This window comes from Terrabacter sp. R4-6 (assembly GCF_057529065.1).
In genome coordinates, this window is sequence record NZ_CP197224.1 from 4,339,977 (window position 1) to 4,358,878 (window position 18,902).

General features: G+C 72.0%; 18 protein-coding genes. 16 read left to right on the forward strand and 2 right to left on the reverse strand.

The annotated features are described in order from the left end of the window. Positions 1 to 23 precede the first annotated feature (23 nt). The 5 genes from aroC to ACSSS0_RS20040 all read left to right on the forward strand — a co-directional run bounded on the left by aroC (position 24) and on the right by ACSSS0_RS20040 (position 3,947). Positions 24 to 1,244: a chorismate synthase gene (gene aroC / locus ACSSS0_RS20020; RefSeq protein WP_487229371.1), complete on the forward strand. Its 1,221-nt coding sequence runs from the start codon at positions 24 to 26 to the stop codon at positions 1,242 to 1,244. Beyond that, positions 1,238 to 1,768 (forward strand): shikimate kinase, encoded by a 531-nt coding sequence (locus ACSSS0_RS20025; protein WP_435986255.1) that lies wholly within the window; start codon positions 1,238 to 1,240, stop codon positions 1,766 to 1,768. Before aroC ends, ACSSS0_RS20025 begins: the two co-directional genes overlap by 7 nt. Continuing rightward, positions 1,765 to 2,892: a 3-dehydroquinate synthase gene (gene aroB / locus ACSSS0_RS20030; RefSeq protein WP_487229372.1), complete on the forward strand. Its 1,128-nt coding sequence runs from the start codon at positions 1,765 to 1,767 to the stop codon at positions 2,890 to 2,892. The genes ACSSS0_RS20025 and aroB overlap by 4 nt, the downstream gene beginning before the upstream one ends. 10 nt (positions 2,893 to 2,902) lie before the next feature. Next, positions 2,903 to 3,340 carry a type II 3-dehydroquinate dehydratase gene (gene aroQ, locus ACSSS0_RS20035; RefSeq protein ID WP_142178275.1) on the forward strand — a complete coding sequence of 146 codons (438 nt, stop codon included), beginning with the start codon at positions 2,903 to 2,905 and terminating at the stop codon, positions 3,338 to 3,340. A gap of 79 nt (positions 3,341 to 3,419) precedes the next feature. Next, positions 3,420 to 3,947 carry a hypothetical protein gene (locus ACSSS0_RS20040; RefSeq protein WP_487229373.1) on the forward strand — a complete coding sequence of 176 codons (528 nt, stop codon included), beginning with the start codon at positions 3,420 to 3,422 and terminating at the stop codon, positions 3,945 to 3,947. An 8-nt stretch (positions 3,948 to 3,955) separates the two neighbouring features. Here ACSSS0_RS20040 and ACSSS0_RS20045 read toward each other — a convergent pair whose 3' ends face one another. Further along, positions 3,956 to 4,399, reverse strand: coding sequence for a hypothetical protein (locus tag ACSSS0_RS20045; RefSeq protein WP_487229374.1), 444 nt, complete (start codon positions 4,397 to 4,399; stop codon positions 3,956 to 3,958). Positions 4,400 to 4,553: 154 nt separating this feature from the next. Here ACSSS0_RS20045 and ACSSS0_RS20050 point away from each other — a divergent pair, with 154 nt between their 5' ends. Beyond that, entirely contained in the window at positions 4,554 to 5,474 is a 921-nt protein-coding gene (locus ACSSS0_RS20050; RefSeq protein WP_487229375.1) for an intradiol ring-cleavage dioxygenase, read from the forward strand. A gap of 35 nt (positions 5,475 to 5,509) precedes the next feature. After that, positions 5,510 to 5,803, forward strand: a complete 294-nt coding sequence (locus ACSSS0_RS20055) for a hypothetical protein (protein WP_435986250.1) — start codon at positions 5,510 to 5,512, stop codon at positions 5,801 to 5,803. A gap of 7 nt (positions 5,804 to 5,810) precedes the next feature. Here ACSSS0_RS20055 and ACSSS0_RS20060 read toward each other — a convergent pair whose 3' ends face one another. Further along, entirely contained in the window at positions 5,811 to 7,859 is a 2,049-nt protein-coding gene (locus ACSSS0_RS20060) for a HelD family protein (protein WP_487229376.1), read from the reverse strand. A 273-nt stretch (positions 7,860 to 8,132) separates the two neighbouring features. Here ACSSS0_RS20060 and efp point away from each other — a divergent pair, with 273 nt between their 5' ends. From efp to ACSSS0_RS20105, 9 genes are all read left to right on the forward strand, one after another. Beyond that, positions 8,133 to 8,696, forward strand: coding sequence for an elongation factor P (gene efp / locus ACSSS0_RS20065; protein WP_020143980.1), 564 nt, complete (start codon positions 8,133 to 8,135; stop codon positions 8,694 to 8,696). A gap of 16 nt (positions 8,697 to 8,712) precedes the next feature. Further along, on the forward strand, positions 8,713 to 9,126 hold the full coding sequence (gene nusB / locus ACSSS0_RS20070; protein WP_487229377.1) for a transcription antitermination factor NusB: 414 nt from the start codon (positions 8,713 to 8,715) through the stop codon (positions 9,124 to 9,126). A gap of 215 nt (positions 9,127 to 9,341) precedes the next feature. Beyond that, positions 9,342 to 9,944, forward strand: coding sequence for a bifunctional pyr operon transcriptional regulator/uracil phosphoribosyltransferase PyrR (pyrR, locus tag ACSSS0_RS20075; RefSeq protein WP_435986247.1), 603 nt, complete (start codon positions 9,342 to 9,344; stop codon positions 9,942 to 9,944). Beyond that, a complete protein-coding gene (locus ACSSS0_RS20080) occupies positions 9,941 to 10,954 on the forward strand; it encodes an aspartate carbamoyltransferase catalytic subunit (RefSeq protein ID WP_487229378.1) in 1,014 nt (337 codons plus the stop codon). The genes pyrR and ACSSS0_RS20080 overlap by 4 nt, the downstream gene beginning before the upstream one ends. After that, positions 10,951 to 12,288 (forward strand): dihydroorotase, encoded by a 1,338-nt coding sequence (locus ACSSS0_RS20085; protein ID WP_487229379.1) that lies wholly within the window; start codon positions 10,951 to 10,953, stop codon positions 12,286 to 12,288. The genes ACSSS0_RS20080 and ACSSS0_RS20085 overlap by 4 nt, the downstream gene beginning before the upstream one ends. Beyond that, positions 12,285 to 13,619, forward strand: a complete 1,335-nt coding sequence (gene carA, locus ACSSS0_RS20090) for a glutamine-hydrolyzing carbamoyl-phosphate synthase small subunit (RefSeq protein ID WP_487229380.1) — start codon at positions 12,285 to 12,287, stop codon at positions 13,617 to 13,619. The genes ACSSS0_RS20085 and carA overlap by 4 nt, the downstream gene beginning before the upstream one ends. A 1-nt stretch (position 13,620) precedes the next feature. Continuing rightward, positions 13,621 to 17,037 carry a carbamoyl-phosphate synthase large subunit gene (carB, locus tag ACSSS0_RS20095; RefSeq protein WP_487229381.1) on the forward strand — a complete coding sequence of 1,139 codons (3,417 nt, stop codon included), beginning with the start codon at positions 13,621 to 13,623 and terminating at the stop codon, positions 17,035 to 17,037. Then, on the forward strand, positions 17,034 to 17,924 hold the full coding sequence (locus ACSSS0_RS20100; protein ID WP_487229382.1) for a dihydroorotate dehydrogenase electron transfer subunit: 891 nt from the start codon (positions 17,034 to 17,036) through the stop codon (positions 17,922 to 17,924). The genes carB and ACSSS0_RS20100 overlap by 4 nt, the downstream gene beginning before the upstream one ends. Then, entirely contained in the window at positions 17,924 to 18,874 is a 951-nt protein-coding gene (locus tag ACSSS0_RS20105) for a dihydroorotate dehydrogenase (RefSeq protein WP_487229383.1), read from the forward strand. Before ACSSS0_RS20100 ends, ACSSS0_RS20105 begins: the two co-directional genes overlap by 1 nt. Positions 18,875 to 18,902: the final 28 nt, after the last annotated feature.

Genomic DNA, 18,902 nt, shown 5'->3' on the forward strand with positions numbered 1-18,902 from the left:
GGACCGCGTGGGAGGATCGGGTCATGTTGCGTTGGTTGACGGCCGGTGAGTCGCACGGTCCCGCACTCGTCGCCATGATCGAGGGACTCCCCGCCGGCGTCGAGGTCGGCGCGAAGGACCTGCAGGCCGCCCTGTCCCGTCGCCGTCTCGGCTACGGCCGCGGCGCGCGGATGAAGTTCGAGCAGGACGAGGTGGAGTTCCTCGGCGGCCTGCGCCACGGACTGACCCTCGGCTCGCCGATCGCGGTGCGCATCGGCAACAGCGAGTGGCCCAAGTGGACGACCGTGATGAGTCCCGAGGCCGTCAGCGACGAGGCGTACGCCGCCTCCGACGACGTCAACGCCGAGAAGGAGGTCGCGCGCAACAAGCCGCTGACCCGCCCGCGGCCCGGTCACGCCGACCTCGTCGGGATGCAGAAGTACGGCCACGAGGACGCCCGCCCCGTGCTCGAGCGCGCCTCGGCCCGCGAGACCGCGGCCCGCGTGGCCCTCGGCGAGATCGCCGCCCGATTCCTCGAGCAGTCCTACGGCATCCGCCTCGTCTCGCACACCGTCTCGATCGGCACGGCGGGCGTGCCCGAGGGCGCCGCCCTGCCGACGCCCGACGACGTCGAGCGTCTCGACGCCGACCCGGTACGGGCCTTCGACCCGTCGGGCTCGGCGGCCATGGTGGCAGAGGTCGACGCGGCGAAGAAGGACGGTGACACCCTCGGCGGCGTCGTCGAGGTGCTGGCCTACGGCGTACCGCCGGGCCTGGGGTCACACGTCCACTGGGACCGCAAGCTCGACGGCCAGCTCGCGCAGGCCCTCATGAGCATCCAGGCGATCAAGGGCGTCGAGGTCGGCGACGGCTTCGAGACGGCCCGTCGTCGAGGCTCGGAGGCGCACGACGAGATGGAGATGGTCGACGGCGTCATCACCCGTCGCACCGGTCGGGCCGGCGGCACCGAGGGCGGCATGTCGACCGGTCAGGTGCTCCGCGTCCGCGCCGCGATGAAGCCGATCAGCACGGTGCCCCGCGCCCTGTCGACGGTCGACGTCGCGACGGGCGGGGCCGCCACCGCGATCCACCAGCGCTCCGACGTCTGTGCGGTGCCGGCTGCCGGCGTCGTCGCCGAGGCGATGGTCGCGCTCGTGCTCGCGCAGTCGTGCCTCGAGAAGTTCGGGGGAGACTCGGTGGCCGAGACGTCACGCAACCACACGGCATACCTCGCCGGCATCCGGGAGGGGCTGCGCACATGGTGAACGAGCAGGTGACCCGCCCGGTCGCCGTCGTCGTCGGGCCGCCCGGCGCCGGCAAGACCACCGTCGGCCAGGCCCTCGCGGCGCGCCTCGGCGTGGCCTTCCACGACGTCGACGCCGCGATCGAGGCCGCCGAGGGCCGCTCGATCTCCGACATCTTCGTCGACGACGGCGAGTCGGTCTTCCGCGACCTCGAGCGCGCCGAGGTGGCTCGCGCGCTGAGCGAGGAGCCGGGCGTCGTCTCGCTCGGCGGGGGAGCCGTCATGGACCCGCTCACCGAGGTGGCTCTCGCCGGTCACGCCGTCGTCTTCCTCGACGTCGCCATCGCCGACGCGAGCAGGCGCATCGGCTTCGACCGCTCGCGACCACTGCTGTCGGTCAACCCGCGTGCCTCGTGGGTGCGGATGATGAACGACCGCCGTCCCACCTACGAGCGCGTGGCGACCGTGCGCGTCGACACCGCGGGACGCACGCCCGACGAGGTCGTCGACGTCGTCGTCGCCGAGCTCGAGGCGGCCCGCGCGTGAGCGCTGCGACCGACCCGACGACGATCCCCGTCGGCGACGACTACGACGTCGTCATCGGGTCCGGTGTGCTCGACCGGGTCGGTGGCCTCCTCGGCGACGACGTCGAGCGCGTCCTCGTCGTCCACCCCCCGACGCTGCCGGATCTCACGTCGCGGGTGACCGCTGCCCTCGCGGAGCAGGGGTATGCCGTCCACGTGGCCGAGGTCCCCGACGCGGAGGCCGCCAAGACGGCCGAGGTCGCGGCGGCCCTCTGGGCACAGCTGGGCCGGGCCGGCTTCACCCGCACCGATGCCGTCGTCGGGGTCGGTGGCGGCACCGTCACCGACCTCGCCGGCTTCGTCGCGGCGTCCTGGCTGCGGGGGGTGCGCGTCGTCCAGGTGCCGACGACCCTGCTCGGCATGGTCGACGCGGCCGTCGGCGGCAAGACGGGCATCAACACCGCCGAGGGCAAGAACCTCGTCGGTGCCTTCCACCCGCCGGCCGGGGTGCTGTGCGACGTCGACGTGCTCTCGACACTGCCCGAGGCCGACCTCGTCGCAGGCCTCGCCGAGGTCGTCAAGTGCGGCTTCATCGCCGACCCCGTCATCCTCGACCTCGTGGAGTCCTCCGTCGTGGACGACGCGCAGCGGGCCCGCACCGCGGGCAACCCGCACCTGCGCGAGCTCATCGAACGCGCGGTCCGGGTCAAGGCGCACGTCGTCGCGGCCGACCTGCGCGAGAGCTCGCTGCGCGAGATCCTCAACTACGGCCACACGTTCGGCCACGCCATCGAGCAGGTCGAGCACTACTCGTGGCGGCACGGAGAGGCGGTCGGGGTCGGGATGGTCTACGTCGCCGAGCTCGCCCGGCTCACCGGTCACCTCACCGGCACGGAGGGCGACGCCCTCGTGGCCAGACACCGCTCCGTCCTCGCGTCGCTCGGCCTCCCGACGACGTATGCCGCCGGGCGATGGGACGATCTGCTGACGGCCATGCGCCGCGACAAGAAGTCCCGCGGCTCGACGCTGCGCTTCGTCGTGCTCGACGGGTTGGGCCGGCCCAGCCGACTGGCCGGGCCTGACGACGCACTGCTCCGGGCGGCATACGGCCTCGTGTCGCGGCGCCCCGACGCGTCCGCTCACTAGACTCGCGGGCATGACGGCACCCACGGTCTTCGTCCTGTCGGGCCCCAACCTGAACCGTCTCGGCACCCGCGAGCCGGAGGTCTACGGCTCCGACACGCTCGACGACGTGCACGCGGCCGTCCAGCGCGAGGCGCGTGACCTCGGCCTCGTCGCCGACTGCCGCCAGACCAACCACGAGGGCGAGCTCATCGACTGGCTGCACGAGGCCGTCGACGTCGGCGCCGACGTCGTGCTCAACCCGGGCGCGTTCACGCACTACTCGTATGCCGTCCGCGACGCGTGCGCCATCGTGACGACGAGCGGTCGCAGCCTCGTCGAGGTGCACCTCAGCAACCCGGCCGCGCGGGAGGAGTTCCGGCACACGTCGGTCGTCGCCGGCGTCGCGACCGGGACCGTGGCCGGCTTCGGCCTGCAGTCCTACCTGCTGGCCCTGCGCGCCCTCGTCTGAGGGGCGACGGCCGTCACGATGTGGTGACGGCAACGACCGTCCCGATCCTCACCGCCACGGGGCGTCGTACGGTGCCGACGTGACCCACGCGGGGCGGCTCGGCATCGGCACCGCGGTGCTCGTCGCCGCGGCCGTGCTGTCGGGGTGCGCCCAACCGTCTCCGCAGCCCGCCCGGGCCCCGGCGTCGACGACCGTGGTGGTGCCCGGCTGCCCGCCGGTGGTGGTCAAGCCGGTGCAGCGGGCGCTCATCGACTTCACGGACTTCGTGGTGCACGACGGAGTCACGTACAGCTCGCGCCCGGACCGGTCGCAGGCTCTGACGCCGGACCGGCTCGGACCGAAGGTCTTCCGCGTCTCCTGCACGTACTCGAGTCTCAACGAGCTGACGCAGTCGGAGCTGCCGGAGGCGACCGAGCACTCGGCCGGCTTCATCCCGGCCTGGTCACCCGTCTACGGGCTGTCGGGCTGGCCGACCGCGTGCCGTCTCGCGGCGCAGCACGACGGCAGCTGGTTCGTCTACCTCGCCACGGTCGACACTCCCGAGGCCTCGAGGTTCAAGGAGTGTGCGCTCGACCCGGGACGGTCGACGCAGGACGCGCGCTCATGACCTCACGGTCAGTGCGTGCCCTCCGTGCCTACGTCGTCCAGCGCGGACGCCCACATCCGGGCGATCAGCCTGTTCATGGGGCCGTGGTGGATGAGGAAGAGGAGCAGCTTCTGACGCGTGGGGTCCGCAGCGCTCCACTCGGCGTGCAGGCTGCTCCCACCGTCCTCGCGTGGCGTGATCCGGACGAACCCGTCGCCACCGCCCCCGTAGCTGCTCTCCACCACGGTCCAGCGGACCACGTCGGGATCGGACCAGTCGTAGCGGGAGACGACGCAGGCGGGCGATCCCGAGCTGCTCTCGCGGGCGACCGCCGACCCCTCCCCGTGGTCGCGCAGCTCATACGTCCTGGGGTCCAGGCTCCGGCGCCAGGTCTGGAGACGGTGCTCGCTGAAGTCCGTCAGGGCGTGACGTACCTGTCCCGGTGACGCTCGCGTCTCCAGGTCGAATCTCACCTCATCATGAGAGCACCGGCAGGCTCGGCCCGTCCGCCGAGCGCGGTCCGTCCCCTTCACAGCGACGGCACAGACGCTGCATCGCTGTCTCAACGGCCTGGCTCCCAGAGTCTTGCCAGACGGGCCCGCCGGGCCCACGACGAAAGGTCGGACCATGGCACCGCGCACTCCCTCGGCTCCTGAGCACGAGTGGCTCGACGAGCACGGCAACGAGATCGAGGACCACGACCGAGGCCTCGTCTACGACCTCCAGACGCTCGTCGACCGGCGTCGGGCGCTGTCCCTCTTCGGTGGTCTCGGCGTCGCGGGCGCGCTCGCGGCATGCAGCACCGGCGCCGCACCGGTCGCGACGAGCGGCTCGACGGGCATCCCGACGAGCGCCACATCCTCGGCGGTCACGACGAGTGGGGCGACCTCGACGACCCCAGCCGCCGCCGTGACCGACGCCGACCTCGTCGAGGCCCCGGACGAGACGGCCGGGCCCTTCCCGGGCGACGGCTCCAACGGCCAGAACGTCCTCGACGACTCGGGGATCGTGCGCCGCGACATCCGCAGCAGCTTCGGCTCCTCGACGACGACGGCCCAGGGTGTTCCCCTCACCATCAAGCTGACGGTGAAGGACCTCGCGACGAGCTCTGCGCTCGTCGGCGCTGCCGTCTACGTCTGGCACTGCGACCGGGACGGGCGCTACTCGATGTACAGCCAGGGCGCGGCCGACGAGAACTACCTGCGCGGCGTGCAGGCCACCGACGACTCGGGCACGGCGACCTTCACGTCGATCTTCCCGGCCTGCTACTCGGGACGCTGGCCGCACATCCACTTCGAGGTCTACTCGAAGGTGAGCGACGCGACGTCGAGAGGCCCCATCGTCAAGACCTCGCAGATCGCCCTGCCCCAGGCTACCTGCGAGACGGTCTATGCCACGAGCGGCTACGAGCAGAGCGTCGGCAACCTCTCGCAGGTCAGTCTCCAGCGCGACAACGTCTTCGGTGACGACGGCGGCATCCACCAGCTCGCGACGATGTCGGGCAACGCGACGTCCGGCTACACGGCAGCGCTGACGATCGGCGTCTGACCCGCCGACCGGCCCGCGCGTGGGAGCCTGCTCCCATGAGTGAGGACGAGGACCTCGTCGTCAGCGCGATGGCGATCAACGTGACGATCCCCGAGTCGCTGCGCTGGACCGACAGCCGCCGCGGACAGGAGTTCCGGCTCGACACCCTGAACGTCCGCATGCTCCCCGACGGACACCTCGCGGCCAAGGCCTACGGGCGACCGGTCGAGGGCGGACGCGGGGCCTACGTCTCGTTCACCGTGCCGGAGCGACCCGAGCTCGCGGCGCTCGTCGCGGCCGCCGCGGACCGAGCCGCTGACAGGTGGGCGGCCCACCAGGGCCTCCGCTGAGCGGGCGTCAGGCGGCGTCGAGAGCCTCTGGCAGCGGCTGGGCGTGCACGATCGTCAGCTCCGACACCGCGCGGGTCAGCACGACGTAGAGGCGCCGCAGGCCGGTTCGCTCGTCGGGCTCGGCCGCCGCGATCGCTGCCGGCTCGACGACGACGGTGCGGTCGAACTCCAGACCCTTGGCGACGCTCGCCGGCACGACCTCGACCTGGTGGTCCTCGTCGTCGCCGTGGTCGCGGTCGAGCCGACCGTGGGAGACCCCGGCGGCCGCGAGCGCGGCCGAGACCCGCTCGACGTCGGCGTCCGGCGCGATGACGCCGACCGAACCGACGGCGCTCGCAGCCCGCTCGACCGCCAGCACGACCTCGGCGTCGAGGGCGCTCGGGTCGGCCGGCCGGATCTCGAGCCGCCCCGGGTTGTCGCGCACCGACACCGGCGCGCCGAGCCCCGGCGCCATGACGGGGAGCAGCCGGGCGGCGTACTCGATGACGACAGCGGGGACGCGGAAGCCGCGGTCGAGCACGACGAGGTCGTGGTCGTCCTTGCCGAGGTGTCGCATCGCGTCGTCCCAGGACGCGGTCGCCCACGGCGTCGTGCCCTGGGCGATGTCGCCGAGCACGGTCACCGACCCCGTCGAGCACCGTCGGCCGACGGCGCGCAGCTGCATCGGGGAGAGGTCCTGCGCCTCGTCGAGGACGACGTGGCCGAGGCTCGGCACGCGACGGAGGAGGTCGTCGAGCTCGTCGAGCAGGGCCATGTCGGCGCGCGACCAGCGCGCTGCGCCCTTGGTGCGGGCGGGCTTGTCCCACAGCAGCATCGACTGCTCCCGCTCGGTGAGGTCGTCACCGGCGGCAGCCCGCAGCGCGTCGGCGTCGGACCACAGCCGGTGCAGCACCCCCTGCGGGTCGAGGGCGGGCCAGACGGACGAGACGTACTTCTTGACCGCGGCCGACTTCGCGACGGCGTCCTGCACCCGGTCGTCGGGCGCGTCGCCGGCGCGTTCCATCTCGAGCAGCAGGTGGTGGGCGAGCCGCTGGGGGAGCAGGTCACGTGCGGCGGAGTAGCGCACGCCGCGGGCTGCGAGCTCGTCGAGGACGTCAGCGACCTCGTATGCCGGTACGCGCCACTTGCGCACGCCGCGCGGCACCACGACCGCATCCGTCGGGCGCACGATGCTCGACCACACCGCGCGGCGCAGCACCGCCGCCAGCCGTGCGTCGCCCTTGAGGGTGGCGACGTCGGCCGGTTCGTCGGCGCGCACCCGGCCGTGGTCGAGCAGGCTCTCGATCGTCGCGTGGCCGACCCGCACCTCGCCGAGCGACGGCAGGACGGCGCCGATGTGGTCGAGGAAGGCGCGGTTGGGGCCGACGACGAGCACTCCCGAGCGGTCGAGCCGCTCGCGGAAGGAGTAGAGCAGCCAGGCCGCCCGGTGCAGTCCGACGGCGGTCTTGCCCGTGCCCGGCGCGCCCTGGACGCAGACGCTGACGGCGACGTCGCTGCGGACGATCTCGTCCTGCTCCGGCTGGATCGTCGAGACGATGTCGCGCATGGGGCCGGTGCGCGGGCGCTCGATCTCGGCGGCGAGGATCGAGCCGGCCGTGCCGCGGGACTGCTCCGGCTCGCGCAGGTGCTCGTCCTCGAGGGCGGTGAGGCGCCCGCGGTCGACGCCGAACCGTCGCCGCAGCACGACGTCCATCGGCTCGAGGGGCGACGCCCGGTAGAACGCGGTCGAGATCGGGGCGCGCCAGTCGACGACGACCGGGTCGCCCGCCTCGTCCGACACGTGCCGCCGGCCGATGTGGAACTGCTCGGCCGGCCCGTCGGCAGGGTCGACGTCGATGCGGCCGAAGAAGAGGGTCGTGCGCGGGTCGTCCTGCAGCGAGGCGATGCGTCGCGCGAGCACCCAGCCGAGGACCTCACCCGACACCGCGTCGCTCGCCTTCGACGCGTCGAGCGACTCCGCGAGCCGGCGCATCCGCGCCAGCTGCTCGCGCGCGTCGTCGAGGTAGGCCTGCTCCCGGGCGAGTTCGGTGGCGAGTCCGTGGTCGGGCGAGGGCACGCGAGGACCTTTCTGCAGCGGAACACACCGAGAAGGTGTGGGCGCACCGGGATCGGACGCCGGTGGGTCGTGACCTGCTCGGTGTGTTGCGGGGCGGGGGGAACGGACCAGGGTACACCGCGCAGGGGTCGCGCGGACGGGCGCGATTCCGCGATCCGGTGGCCGCACGGCTAGACTCGTGCGGCAACTCCCCAAGACAGTGAACGCCCGGCGATCCGGCGTGCCCGCAGGCGCGCGCCCCGACCGGCCGGCATACGAAAGTGGTTTGTGACGATGGCTTCGACCAACGACCTGAAGAACGGCATGGTGCTCAACATCGAGGGACAGCTCTGGTCCGTCGTCGAGTTCCAGCACGTGAAGCCCGGCAAGGGCCCCGCGTTCGTGCGCACCAAGCTCAAGGCCGTCCTCTCCGGCAAGGTCGTCGACAAGACGTTCAACGCTGGCACCAAGGTCGAGACGAGCAACGTCGACAAGCGCACGATGCAGTACCTCTACAAGGACGGCACCGACTTCGTCTTCATGGACACCGACACCTACGACCAGCTGAACGTGTCGGAGACCGTCGTCGGTGACGCCGCGAACTACCTCCTCGAGAACCAGAACGCGCTCGTCGCCACCAACGAGGGCCTGCCGCTCTACGTCGAGCTGCCCGCGTCGGTCGTCCTCGAGATCACCCACACCGAGCCGGGCCTGCAGGGCGACCGCTCCACCGGCGGCACCAAGCCGGCCACGCTCGAGACCGGTGCCCAGATCAACGTGCCGCTCTTCCTCGAGTCCGGCACCCGCGTCAAGGTCGACACCCGCGACGGGTCGTACCTCGGCCGCGTCAACGACTGAGCGGACGCGAATTCCCTTGGCAGCACGCAGCAAGGCCCGTACGCGGGCGCTCGACATCCTCTTCGAGGCGGACCAGCGCGGTCTCAACGCCGAGACGCTCCTCGACGAGCGCCTGGCCGACAGCGAGTCCCGGGCGGCGAACAACCCCTACACCGCGGACCTCGTCCGCGGTGTCGTCGGGCGCTGGAACGACATCAACGCGGCGCTGACCGACTACAGCCAGGGCTGGACCCTCGAGCGGATGCCCGCCGTCGACCGCGCGATCCTGCGCCTCGGCGCGTGGGAGGTGCTCTGGAACGACGAGATCCCCGACGGCGTCGCGATCTCCGAGGCCGTGGCGCTCGCCACCGACCTGTCGACCGACGAGTCTCCGGCCTTCGTCAACGGGCTGCTCGCGCGCATCGCCGAGGTCAAGGCGACCATCGTCTGAACGCCCGACCGTGCCCGCACGACTCCTCGAAGCCACCCCTGCGCGGGTGGCTTCGCGGCGTCCCGGGTGCAGGGGGCTCCGCGGACCGACACCGCGGGTGGCGCCGTGCCGAGGGGCGGACCGGTGTCGGCTGGGGAGCGGGGCCGCGTTAGACTCCCTCGCGAAGACATCCTTTAACCACCGTCCTGTGAGGCGGGGAAGGAGGTCCAGCGGCGATGCCCTGCCCTGACCTGAGCGCACCCGACCAGTCATCGACAGATCGCTCGAGCATCCCCGAGGACGCTCGCGACGTCATGAGCGAGGGGGACATCTCCCGGGCGCTGCGGCGCATCGGTCACGAGATCCTCGAGCGCAACAAGGGAAGCGAGGGGCTCGTCCTCCTCGGCATCCCCTCGCGCGGGGTCCCGCTCGCGCGCCGTCTCGCCGCGTGCATCGAGGAGGTCGAGGGGACCGCGATCCCCGTCGGCGAGCTCGACATCACGCTCCACCGCGACGACCTGCGCCGCAACCCGGTGCGCACGGCCCACCGCTCGCGCATCCCGGCGGGCGGCATCGACGACCAGGTCGTCGTCCTCGTCGACGACGTCCTCTACTCCGGGCGCACGATCCGCGCCGCCCTCGACGCGCTCTCCGAGCTCGGCCGTCCCCGCGCCGTGCGCCTCGCGGTCCTCGTCGACCGGGGCCACCGGGAGCTGCCGATCCGCGCCGACCACGTGGGCAAGAACCTCCCCACCTCCCGCGACGAGCGCGTCCACGTCCGGGTCGCCGAGGTCGACGGTCTCGACATCGTACGGATCAGCGGGGGTGACGCGCGATGACCAAGCACCTCATCTCCTCCGCGGACCTCAGCCGCGCCGAGGTCGAGGACATCCTCGAGACCGCGGCCTCGATGCACGACCTCCAGCGACGCGAGGTCAAGAAGGTGCCGACCCTGCGCGGGCGCACGATCATCAACTTCTTCTTCGAGGACTCGACTCGCACCCGCAGCTCGTTCGAGATCGCGGGCAAGTGGATGTCGGCCGACACCATCAACCTCTCGGCCAAGGGCTCCTCGACGAGCAAGGGCGAGAGCCTGCGGGACACGGCCATGACCGTCGACGCCATGGCCGTCGACGCCCTCGTCATCCGGCACAACGCGTCGGGCGCCTGCCACCAGGTCGCGCAGTGGGTCCGGTGCAGCGTCATCAACGCGGGCGACGGCACCCACGAGCACCCGACGCAGGCCCTGCTCGACGCCTACACGCTGCGCACCCGCCTCGGCGACCTCGACGGCAAGCACGTCGTCATCGTCGGCGACCTGACCCACTCCCGGGTCTTCCGCAGCAACGTCATCACGCTGAAGACCCTCGGTGCACGCGTCACCGTCGTCGCTCCGCCCACGCTCATGCCGAGCGGTATCGGGGCGTGGAGCGCGGCCGACGGCTTCGCCACGAGCTGGGACCTCGACCCCGTCCTCGACGGCGAGGGCGAGCACGGCCCCGTCGACGCCGTCATGATGCTGCGCGTCCAGCGCGAGCGGATGAGCGGCGGCTACTTCCCGACGGCGCGCGAGTACACCGTCGGCTACGGCCTGACGCGCGACCGGCTCGAGCGGCTCGTCGCCCGCAACGACGACGTGCTCGTGCTCCACCCCGGCCCGATGAACCGCGGCCTCGAGATCGCCCCCGAGGCGGCCGACTCCCCGCAGTCGGTCGTGCTCGACCAGGTCTCGGCCGGCGTCGCGGTCCGGATGGCCGTGCTCTACCACCTGCTCGCCGGCGAGGAGACGCCCGCGCCCGTGCCCGCCGCCACCGCCGCCACCGCGCCCAGTGAAGGAGCCGTCCGATGACCCGCCTCGTGATCCGCGGCGCCCGCCTGCTCGGCGCCGACTCGGCCGACCTGCTCGTCGAGGACGGCGTCATCACCGAGGTCGGCTCGGTCTCGGCACCCTCGGACGCCGAGGTGCTCGACGCCGACGGACTCGTCGCGCTGCCCGGCCTCGTCGACCTCCACGTCCACCTGCGTGAGCCGGGCCGCGAGGACGCCGAGACCATCGCCACCGGCTCGGCCGCGGCGGCCGCCGGCGGCTTCACCGCCGTCTTCGCCATGGCCAACACGAGCCCCGTCACCGACACCGCCGAGGCGGCCGAACGCGTGCTCGACCTCGGGCGCGCCTGCGGGCTCACCGAGGTGGTCCCGGTCGGCGCCGTGACCAAGGGCCTCGAGGGCGCCGAGCTCGCCGAGCTCGGTCTCATGGCCCGCTCGCGGGCCAGGGTGCGGGTCTTCAGCGACGACGGCCACTGCGTGCACGACGCGCGGATCATGCGCCGGGCGCTCGAGTACGTCAAGCCCTTCGGTGGCGTCGTCAGCCAGCACGCGCAGGACCCTCGCCTCGCGGGCCGCGAGGCCTGCTGCCACGAGGGCGAGGTCTCGGGCCGGCTCGGCCTGCCCGGCTGGCCCGGCATCGCCGAGGAGTCGATCGTGGCGCGCGACGTCATGCTCGCCCGCCACACCGGCTCCCGCGTCCACGTCGCCCACGTCTCGACCGCCGGCACGGTCGAGGTCATCCGCTGGGCCAAGGCCCAGGGCATCGACGTCACCGCCGAGGTCACGCCGCACCACCTCGCGCTGACGACCGACCTGCTCCTGGGCTACGACCCCGTCTACAAGGTCAACCCGCCGCTGCGCCCGACCGAGGACGTCGAGGCCCTGCGCTCCGCCCTCGCCGACGGCACCATCGACGCCGTGGCCACCGACCACGCGCCGCACGCCCGCCACGACAAGGAGCACGCCTTCGTCGACGCAGCCTTCGGGATGCTCGGCCTCGAGACGGCCCTCTCGGTCGTCAGCGACGTCCTCGTGCGACCGGGCCTGCTCGACTGGGCCGACGTGGCGCGCGTCATGTCGACCGCCCCGGCCCGGATCGGCGGGCTCGCCCACCAGGGAAGGGAGCTCGCCGTCGGCAGCCCCGCCCACATCACCCTCGTCGACCCTGACCGCGAGATCACGGTCGACGCCGCCGCGAGCCGCAGCCGCTCGCGCAACAACCCGTGGCACGGGCGCACCCTGCGCGGAGCCGTCCTCGCGACGGTCCACGCGGGACGCGTCACCCACGACGTCCGCAACGGCGCGGGCACCCGACGAGAACTGACGAACGCGACGACCTCGGGAGCAGACCTGTGACCACCCAGACCCCCCTGACCGTGCCCAGCCGTGACGGGTGGCCCACCCGCACTCGCGTGGCGGCGACCCTCGTCCTCGAGGACGGCCGCTCCTTCCGCGGGTCGTCCTACGGCGCTCTGGGCGAGACCGTCGGCGAGGCGGTCTTCTCCACCGGCATGACCGGCTACCAGGAGACGCTGACCGACCCGAGCTACCACCGGCAGGTCATCGTCATGACGTCCCCGCACGTCGGCAACACCGGCGTCAACACCGAGGACGACGAGAGCACCCGCATCTGGGTCGCCGGCTACGTCGTGCGCGACCCCGCCATCCGTTCGTCCAACTGGCGTGCCACCCGCGACCTCGAGGACGAGCTCGTCGACCAGGGCGTCGTCGGCATCTGTGACATCGACACGCGTGCCCTGACACGCCACCTGCGCGAGCGCGGCGCGATGCGGGTCGGCATCTTCAGCGGTGACGCCGCCGCGCGCCCCGAGGCGGAGCTGCTCGACGCGGTCCGCACGAGCCCCCGGATGGCGGGCGCCGCGCTCGCCGCCGAGGTCACCACCACCGAGCCGTATGCCGTCCCGGCCGTCGGCGACAAGCGGTTCACCGTCGCGGCCGTCGACCTCGGCATCAAGGCGATGACGCCGGCGCTCATGGCGCAGCGCGGCATCGAGGTGCACGTGCTGCCGGCCACCGCGACGATCGACGACGTCCTCGCGGTGGGGGAGTCCGGCCCCGACGGCGTCTTCTTCTCCAACGGGCCCGGTGACCCGGCCACCGCCGAGCGCGAGGTCGCGCTGCTGCGCGACGTGCTCGACCGGGGGATCCCGTTCTTCGGCATCTGCTTCGGCAACCAGCTGCTCGGGCGTGCCCTCGGCTTCGGCACCTACAAGCTGAAGTACGGCCACCGCGGCATCAACCAGCCGGTCATGGACCGCACGACCGGCAAGGTCGAGGTGACCGCCCACAACCACGGCTTCGCCGTGGACGCGCCCCTCGACGAGGACAGCGACACGGCATACGGCCGCGTGCGTGTCTCGCACGTGTGCCTCAACGACGACGTCGTCGAGGGTCTCGAGTGCCTCGACCGTCCCGCCTACTCCGTCCAGTACCACCCCGAGGCCGCGGCCGGACCGCACGACGCCGCCTACCTCTTCGACCGCTTCATCGAGCTGATGGAAGCCAGCGGCACTGGCAAGACCACCCAGCAGAACGGTCCGGCGCGCGTAGCGCCCGGACAGACGAGCGATGCGAGCGAAGCGAGCGAGCCGAGGCGGGAAGGCGCTACGCACAAGAGCGCCGGACACGCGAGCGAAGCAAGCCACGAGCAGAGCGGGAGCAACTAACATGCCCAAGCGCGACGACATCAAGAGCGTCCTCGTCATCGGGTCCGGCCCGATCGTCATCGGCCAGGCCTGCGAGTTCGACTACTCCGGCACCCAGGCCTGCCGCGTGCTGCGCGAGGAGGGCATCCGCGTCATCCTCGTCAACAGCAACCCCGCGACGATCATGACCGACCCCGAGTTCGCCGATGCCACGTACGTCGAGCCGATCACCCCCGAGGTCGTCGAGGCGATCATCGCCAAGGAGCGTCCCGACGCCGTGCTCGCCACCCTCGGCGGTCAGACGGCGCTCAACTGCGCGATCTCCCTGCACGACAACGGCGTCCTCGAGAAGTACGGCTGCCCGCTCATCGGCGCCAACGTCGAGGCGATCCAGCTCGGCGAGGACCGCGAGAAGTTCAAGGGTGTCGTCGAGCGGTGCGGCGCGGAGTCCGCGAAGTCCCTCATCTGCCACTCGATGGACGAGCTGATCGCGGCCGCCGACGAGCTCGGCTACCCGGTCGTCGTGCGCCCGTCGTTCACGATGGGCGGCCTCGGGTCGGGCTTCGCCTACGACGAGGCGGACCTGCGCCTCCTCGGCGGCGCCGGCCTCCAGTACAGCCCGACGACCGAGGTGCTCCTCGAGGAGTCGATCCTCGGCTGGAAGGAGTACGAGCTCGAGGTCATGCGCGACCACGCCGACAACGTCGTCGTCGTCTGCTCCATCGAGAACCTCGACCCGATGGGCGTGCACACCGGTGACTCCATCACCGTGGCGCCGGCCCTGACGCTCACCGACCGCGAGTACCAGCGGCTGCGCGACATCGGCATCGCGGTCATCCGTGAGGTCGGCGTCGACACCGGCGGCTGCAACATCCAGTTCGCCGTCAACCCCGACGACGGACGCATCATCGTCATCGAGATGAACCCGCGCGTCTCGCGGTCGAGCGCCCTGGCCTCCAAGGCGACCGGCTTCCCGATCGCCAAGATCGCGGCGAAGATGGCGATCGGCTACACGCTCGACGAGGTGCCCAACGACATCACCCGCGAGACCCCGGCGAGCTTCGAGCCGTCGCTCGACTACGTCGTCGTCAAGGTGCCGCGCTTCGCCTTCGAGAAGTTCCCGGCGGCCGACCCGACGCTGACGACGACGATGAAGTCGGTCGGCGAGGCCATGGCGATCGGGCGCAACTTCACCGAGGCGCTGCAGAAGGCGCTGCGCTCGCTGGAGAAGAAGGGCGCGAGCTTCCACTGGGACGGCGAGATCACCAAGGCCGCCGCCGAGCGGGCGCTCGAGGAGGCCACGGTCCCGACCGACGGCCGCATCGTGCTCGTGCAGCAGGCGCTGCGCGGCGGGTGCAGCGTCGAGGAGGTCCACGACGCCACCGGCATCGACCCGTGGTTCCTCGACCAGATCGCGCTCATCAACGACGTCGCGACGATGCTCGCCGACGCCCCCCAGCTGACGCCGGAGCTGCTCCGCCTCGTCAAGCGCCACGGCTTCAGCGACGCGCAGGTGGCGTCCGTCCGGCGTATGCCGGAAGCCGTGGTCCGCGGCGTGCGCCACGCCCTCGGGGTGCGCCCGGTCTACAAGACCGTCGACACGTGCGCGGCCGAGTTCGCCGCGACGACGCCCTACCACTACAGCTCGTACGACGAGGAGACCGAGGTCGCGCCACGCGATCGCCCCGCCGTCATCATCCTCGGCTCGGGCCCGAACCGCATCGGTCAGGGTGTCGAGTTCGACTACTCCTGCGTCCACGCGTCGTTCTCCCTGCGCGACAAGGGATTCGACACGGTCATGGTCAACTGCAACCCCGAGACGGTGTCGACCGACTACGACACGAGCAGCCGTCTCTACTTCGAGCCGCTGACGCTCGAGGACGTCCTCGAGGTCATCCACGCCGAGAGCCAGGCCGGCCCGATCGCGGGTGTCATCGTGCAGCTCGGTGGGCAGACGCCCCTCGGTCTCGCGCAGGCGCTGGAGGACGAGGGGGTCCCGATCGTCGGCACGTCGCCGAGCGCGATCCACCTCGCCGAGGACCGTGGTGCGTTCGGTCAGGTCCTGTCCCGGGCGGGTCTCATCGCCCCGAAGCACGGCACGGCCTACAGCTCGGACGAGGCCCTCGTCGTCGCGCGAGAGATCGGCTACCCGGTGCTCGTGCGTCCGTCCTACGTCCTCGGCGGCCGCGGCATGGTCATCGTCTACGACGACGACTCGCTCGTGACCTACGTCGAGAAGGCGACCGAGGCCTCGCCCGACCACCCGATCCTCATCGACCGCTTCCTCGACGACGCCATCGAGATCGACGTCGACGCGCTCTTCGACGGCGAGGACATGTACCTCGGCGGCATCATGGAGCACGTCGAGGAGGCTGGCATCCACTCGGGCGACAGCTCGTGCACGCTGCCGCCGGCGACGCTCGGCGACGGCGAGCTCGAGCGCGTGCGCATCGCGACGCGCAAGCTCGCCGAGGGCATCGGCGTCCGCGGCCTCATGAACGTCCAGTTCGCGCTGGCCCAGGACATCCTCTACGTCATCGAGGCGAACCCACGCGCCTCGCGCACCGTGCCGTTCGTCGCCAAGGCGACGGGCGTGCCCATCGCGAGCGCCGCGGCCCGGGTCATGCTCGGCTCCACGATCAAGGAGCTGCGTGAGGAGGGCATGCTGCCCCCGACCGGCGACGGCGGCCGGATGCCCGACCACGCACCCGTTTCGTGCAAGGAGGCGGTCCTGCCCTTCAAGCGCTTCCGCACCAAGGAGGGCGTCGCGGTCGACTCGCTCCTCGGCCCCGAGATGCGCTCGACGGGCGAGGTCATGGGCATCGACGTCGACTTCGGCTCTGCCTTCTCCAAGGCCCAGCAGGGAGGCGGGTCGGCGCTGCCGCGCTCCGGTGCGATCTTCGTGTCGGTGGCCAACCGCGACAAGCGCGCCATGCTCTTCCCGGTCAAGCGCCTCGTCGACCTCGGCTTCACGATCCTCGCGACGAGCGGCACGGCCGCGGTGCTCAAGCGCAACGGCATCCCCGCGACGCTGGTCCGCAAGATCACCGAGCGGGACGGCGACGCGCCGGGCGAGAAGTCGATCGTCGACCTCATCCGTGAGGGCACGGTCCAGATGGTCGTCAACACGCCGTCGGGGCAGGACGCGCGTGCCGACGGCTACGCGATCCGTGCCGCGACGACGAGCGCCGACAAGCCGATCATCACGACCATCGCGACGCTCGCCGCCGCCGTCCTCGGCATCGAGGCGGGTCTCACCGAGGAGATCCGGGTCAAGTCGCTGCAGGACCACGCGCGCGACCTCGACCTCTACGGACGCGGCACGTCAGCGACCACCTCAGCGACCACCTCAGCGACCACGTCAGCGACCACGGCGCGGTCCACGGCGACGCCCACGGCATCGGCGGAAGCCACGGCGACGGCCGGAGCGACCGCATGAGCGAGCGCCAGCTGCGGGCCCGGGTCACCCAGGAGGTCGCGGAGGTCATCGCGACCCGGCGGGTCGGTGCCTACCAGCACCTCACCCTCGTCGCCCCCGGCGTCGCCGAGCTCGCCCGCCCGGGCCAGTTCGTCGCGCTGGCCGTCGGCGGCGAGACGTCCGGCACCCTGCTGCGCCGGTCCTTCTCGATCCACAAGGTCAGCCCGAGCGGCACCTACGGCGGCACCGTCGAGGTCGTCGTCTCGGCGGTGGGCACCGGTACGCGATGGATCGTCGACCGCGCGCCGCACGACACCATCGACGTCGTCGGACCCCTCGGCAAGGCGTTCCCGCTGCCCACCGAGCCCGTCGCCTGCGTCCTCGTCGGCGGCGGCTACGGCAGCGCGCCCCTCTTCTGGCTCGCCGGCGAGCTGCGCGAGCGCGGCTGCCACGTCGAGATGGTCCTGGGCGCCGCCAGCGAGGACCGCCTCTTCGGCGTCGTCGAGGCTCGCCGCAGCTGCGACGGCGTCACGGTGACGACCGACGACGGCTCCGCCGGTCAGCAGGGCTGGGTCAGCGACCCGCTGCCCGAGATCATCGAGCGCACGAAGGCGGGCGTCGTCTACGGCTGCGGTCCGATGGGGATGCTCGAGTCGATCACCAGGGTCGCCCAGGCGCACGGCGCCGTCGCACAGGTCGCCGTCGAGGAGTCGATGGCCTGCGGCGTCGGCGTGTGCATGACGTGCGTCATGCCCGTCGTCGGCTCCGACGGCAGGACCCGGATGGTGCGCTCGTGCGTCGAGGGACCCGTCTTCCGCGGGGACCGCGTCCGCTGGGACGCCTTCGACGGAGGTCATGCGCGCGTCCCGGACGATGCCGTCGGCGCCCCGAAGGTGGGTGGTCACTGATGGTGGACCTCTCCGTCGACCTCGGGGGCGGCCACCGGCTGCCCAACCCGCTCATGACCGCCTCCGGCTGCGCGGCGAACGGCAGGGAGCTGCACCGCTTCTTCGACGTCGCCGACCTCGGCGCGTTCGTCACGAAGTCCGTCATGGCCGACCCGCGCTCCGGCCGGGGCACGCCCCGCATGGCGGAGACCCCGTCGGGGATGCTCAACTCGATCGGCCTGCAGGGCCCCGGCATCGAGGCGTTCGTCGACGAGGACCTGCCGTGGCTCCAGTCCGTGGGCGCGCGCGTGCTGCCCTCGATCGCCGGCAGCTCGAGCACCGAGTACGCCCACGTCGCGGCGACGCTGCGCGCGAGCCGGGCGTTCGACGCCGTCATCGGCGTCGAGGTCAACATCTCGTGCCCCAACGTCGCCAACCGCGGACTGGTCTTCGCCTGCGACCCGCTGGCCTCGGCCAAGGTCATCGCCCTCGTGCGCGAGCAGCTCCCGCGCGACATCCCGGTGTTCGCGAAGCTGAGCCCCGACGTCACCGACATCACCGCCATCGCGGCCGCCTGCGTCAAGGCCGGCGCCGATGGCCTGACGATGATCAACACCCTGCTCGGCATGGTCATCGACACCGACCGGATGCGGCCGCAGCTCGGCGGGGTCACCGGCGGCCTCTCGGGTCCGGGCATCCGGCCGGTCGCGGTCCGTGCCATCTGGCAGGTGCGCCAGGCGATGTTCGAGGGGCGCATCCCCACCGTGCCGATCATCGGCGTCGGGGGAGTGCGCACGGGTCGTGACGCCCTCGAGCTCGTCGCTGCCGGCGCGAGCGCGATCCAGGTCGGCACCGCGGTCTTCAACGACCCCTCGGCGCCGGTCCGCGTCCTGCGCGAGCTCTGCGAGCTGCTCGACGCCAAGGGTTTCGAGCACTTCACCGATGCCGTCGCCGTGGCCCACGGCCGCTGACGAGCCACTTGACACCCTGAACGGAGAC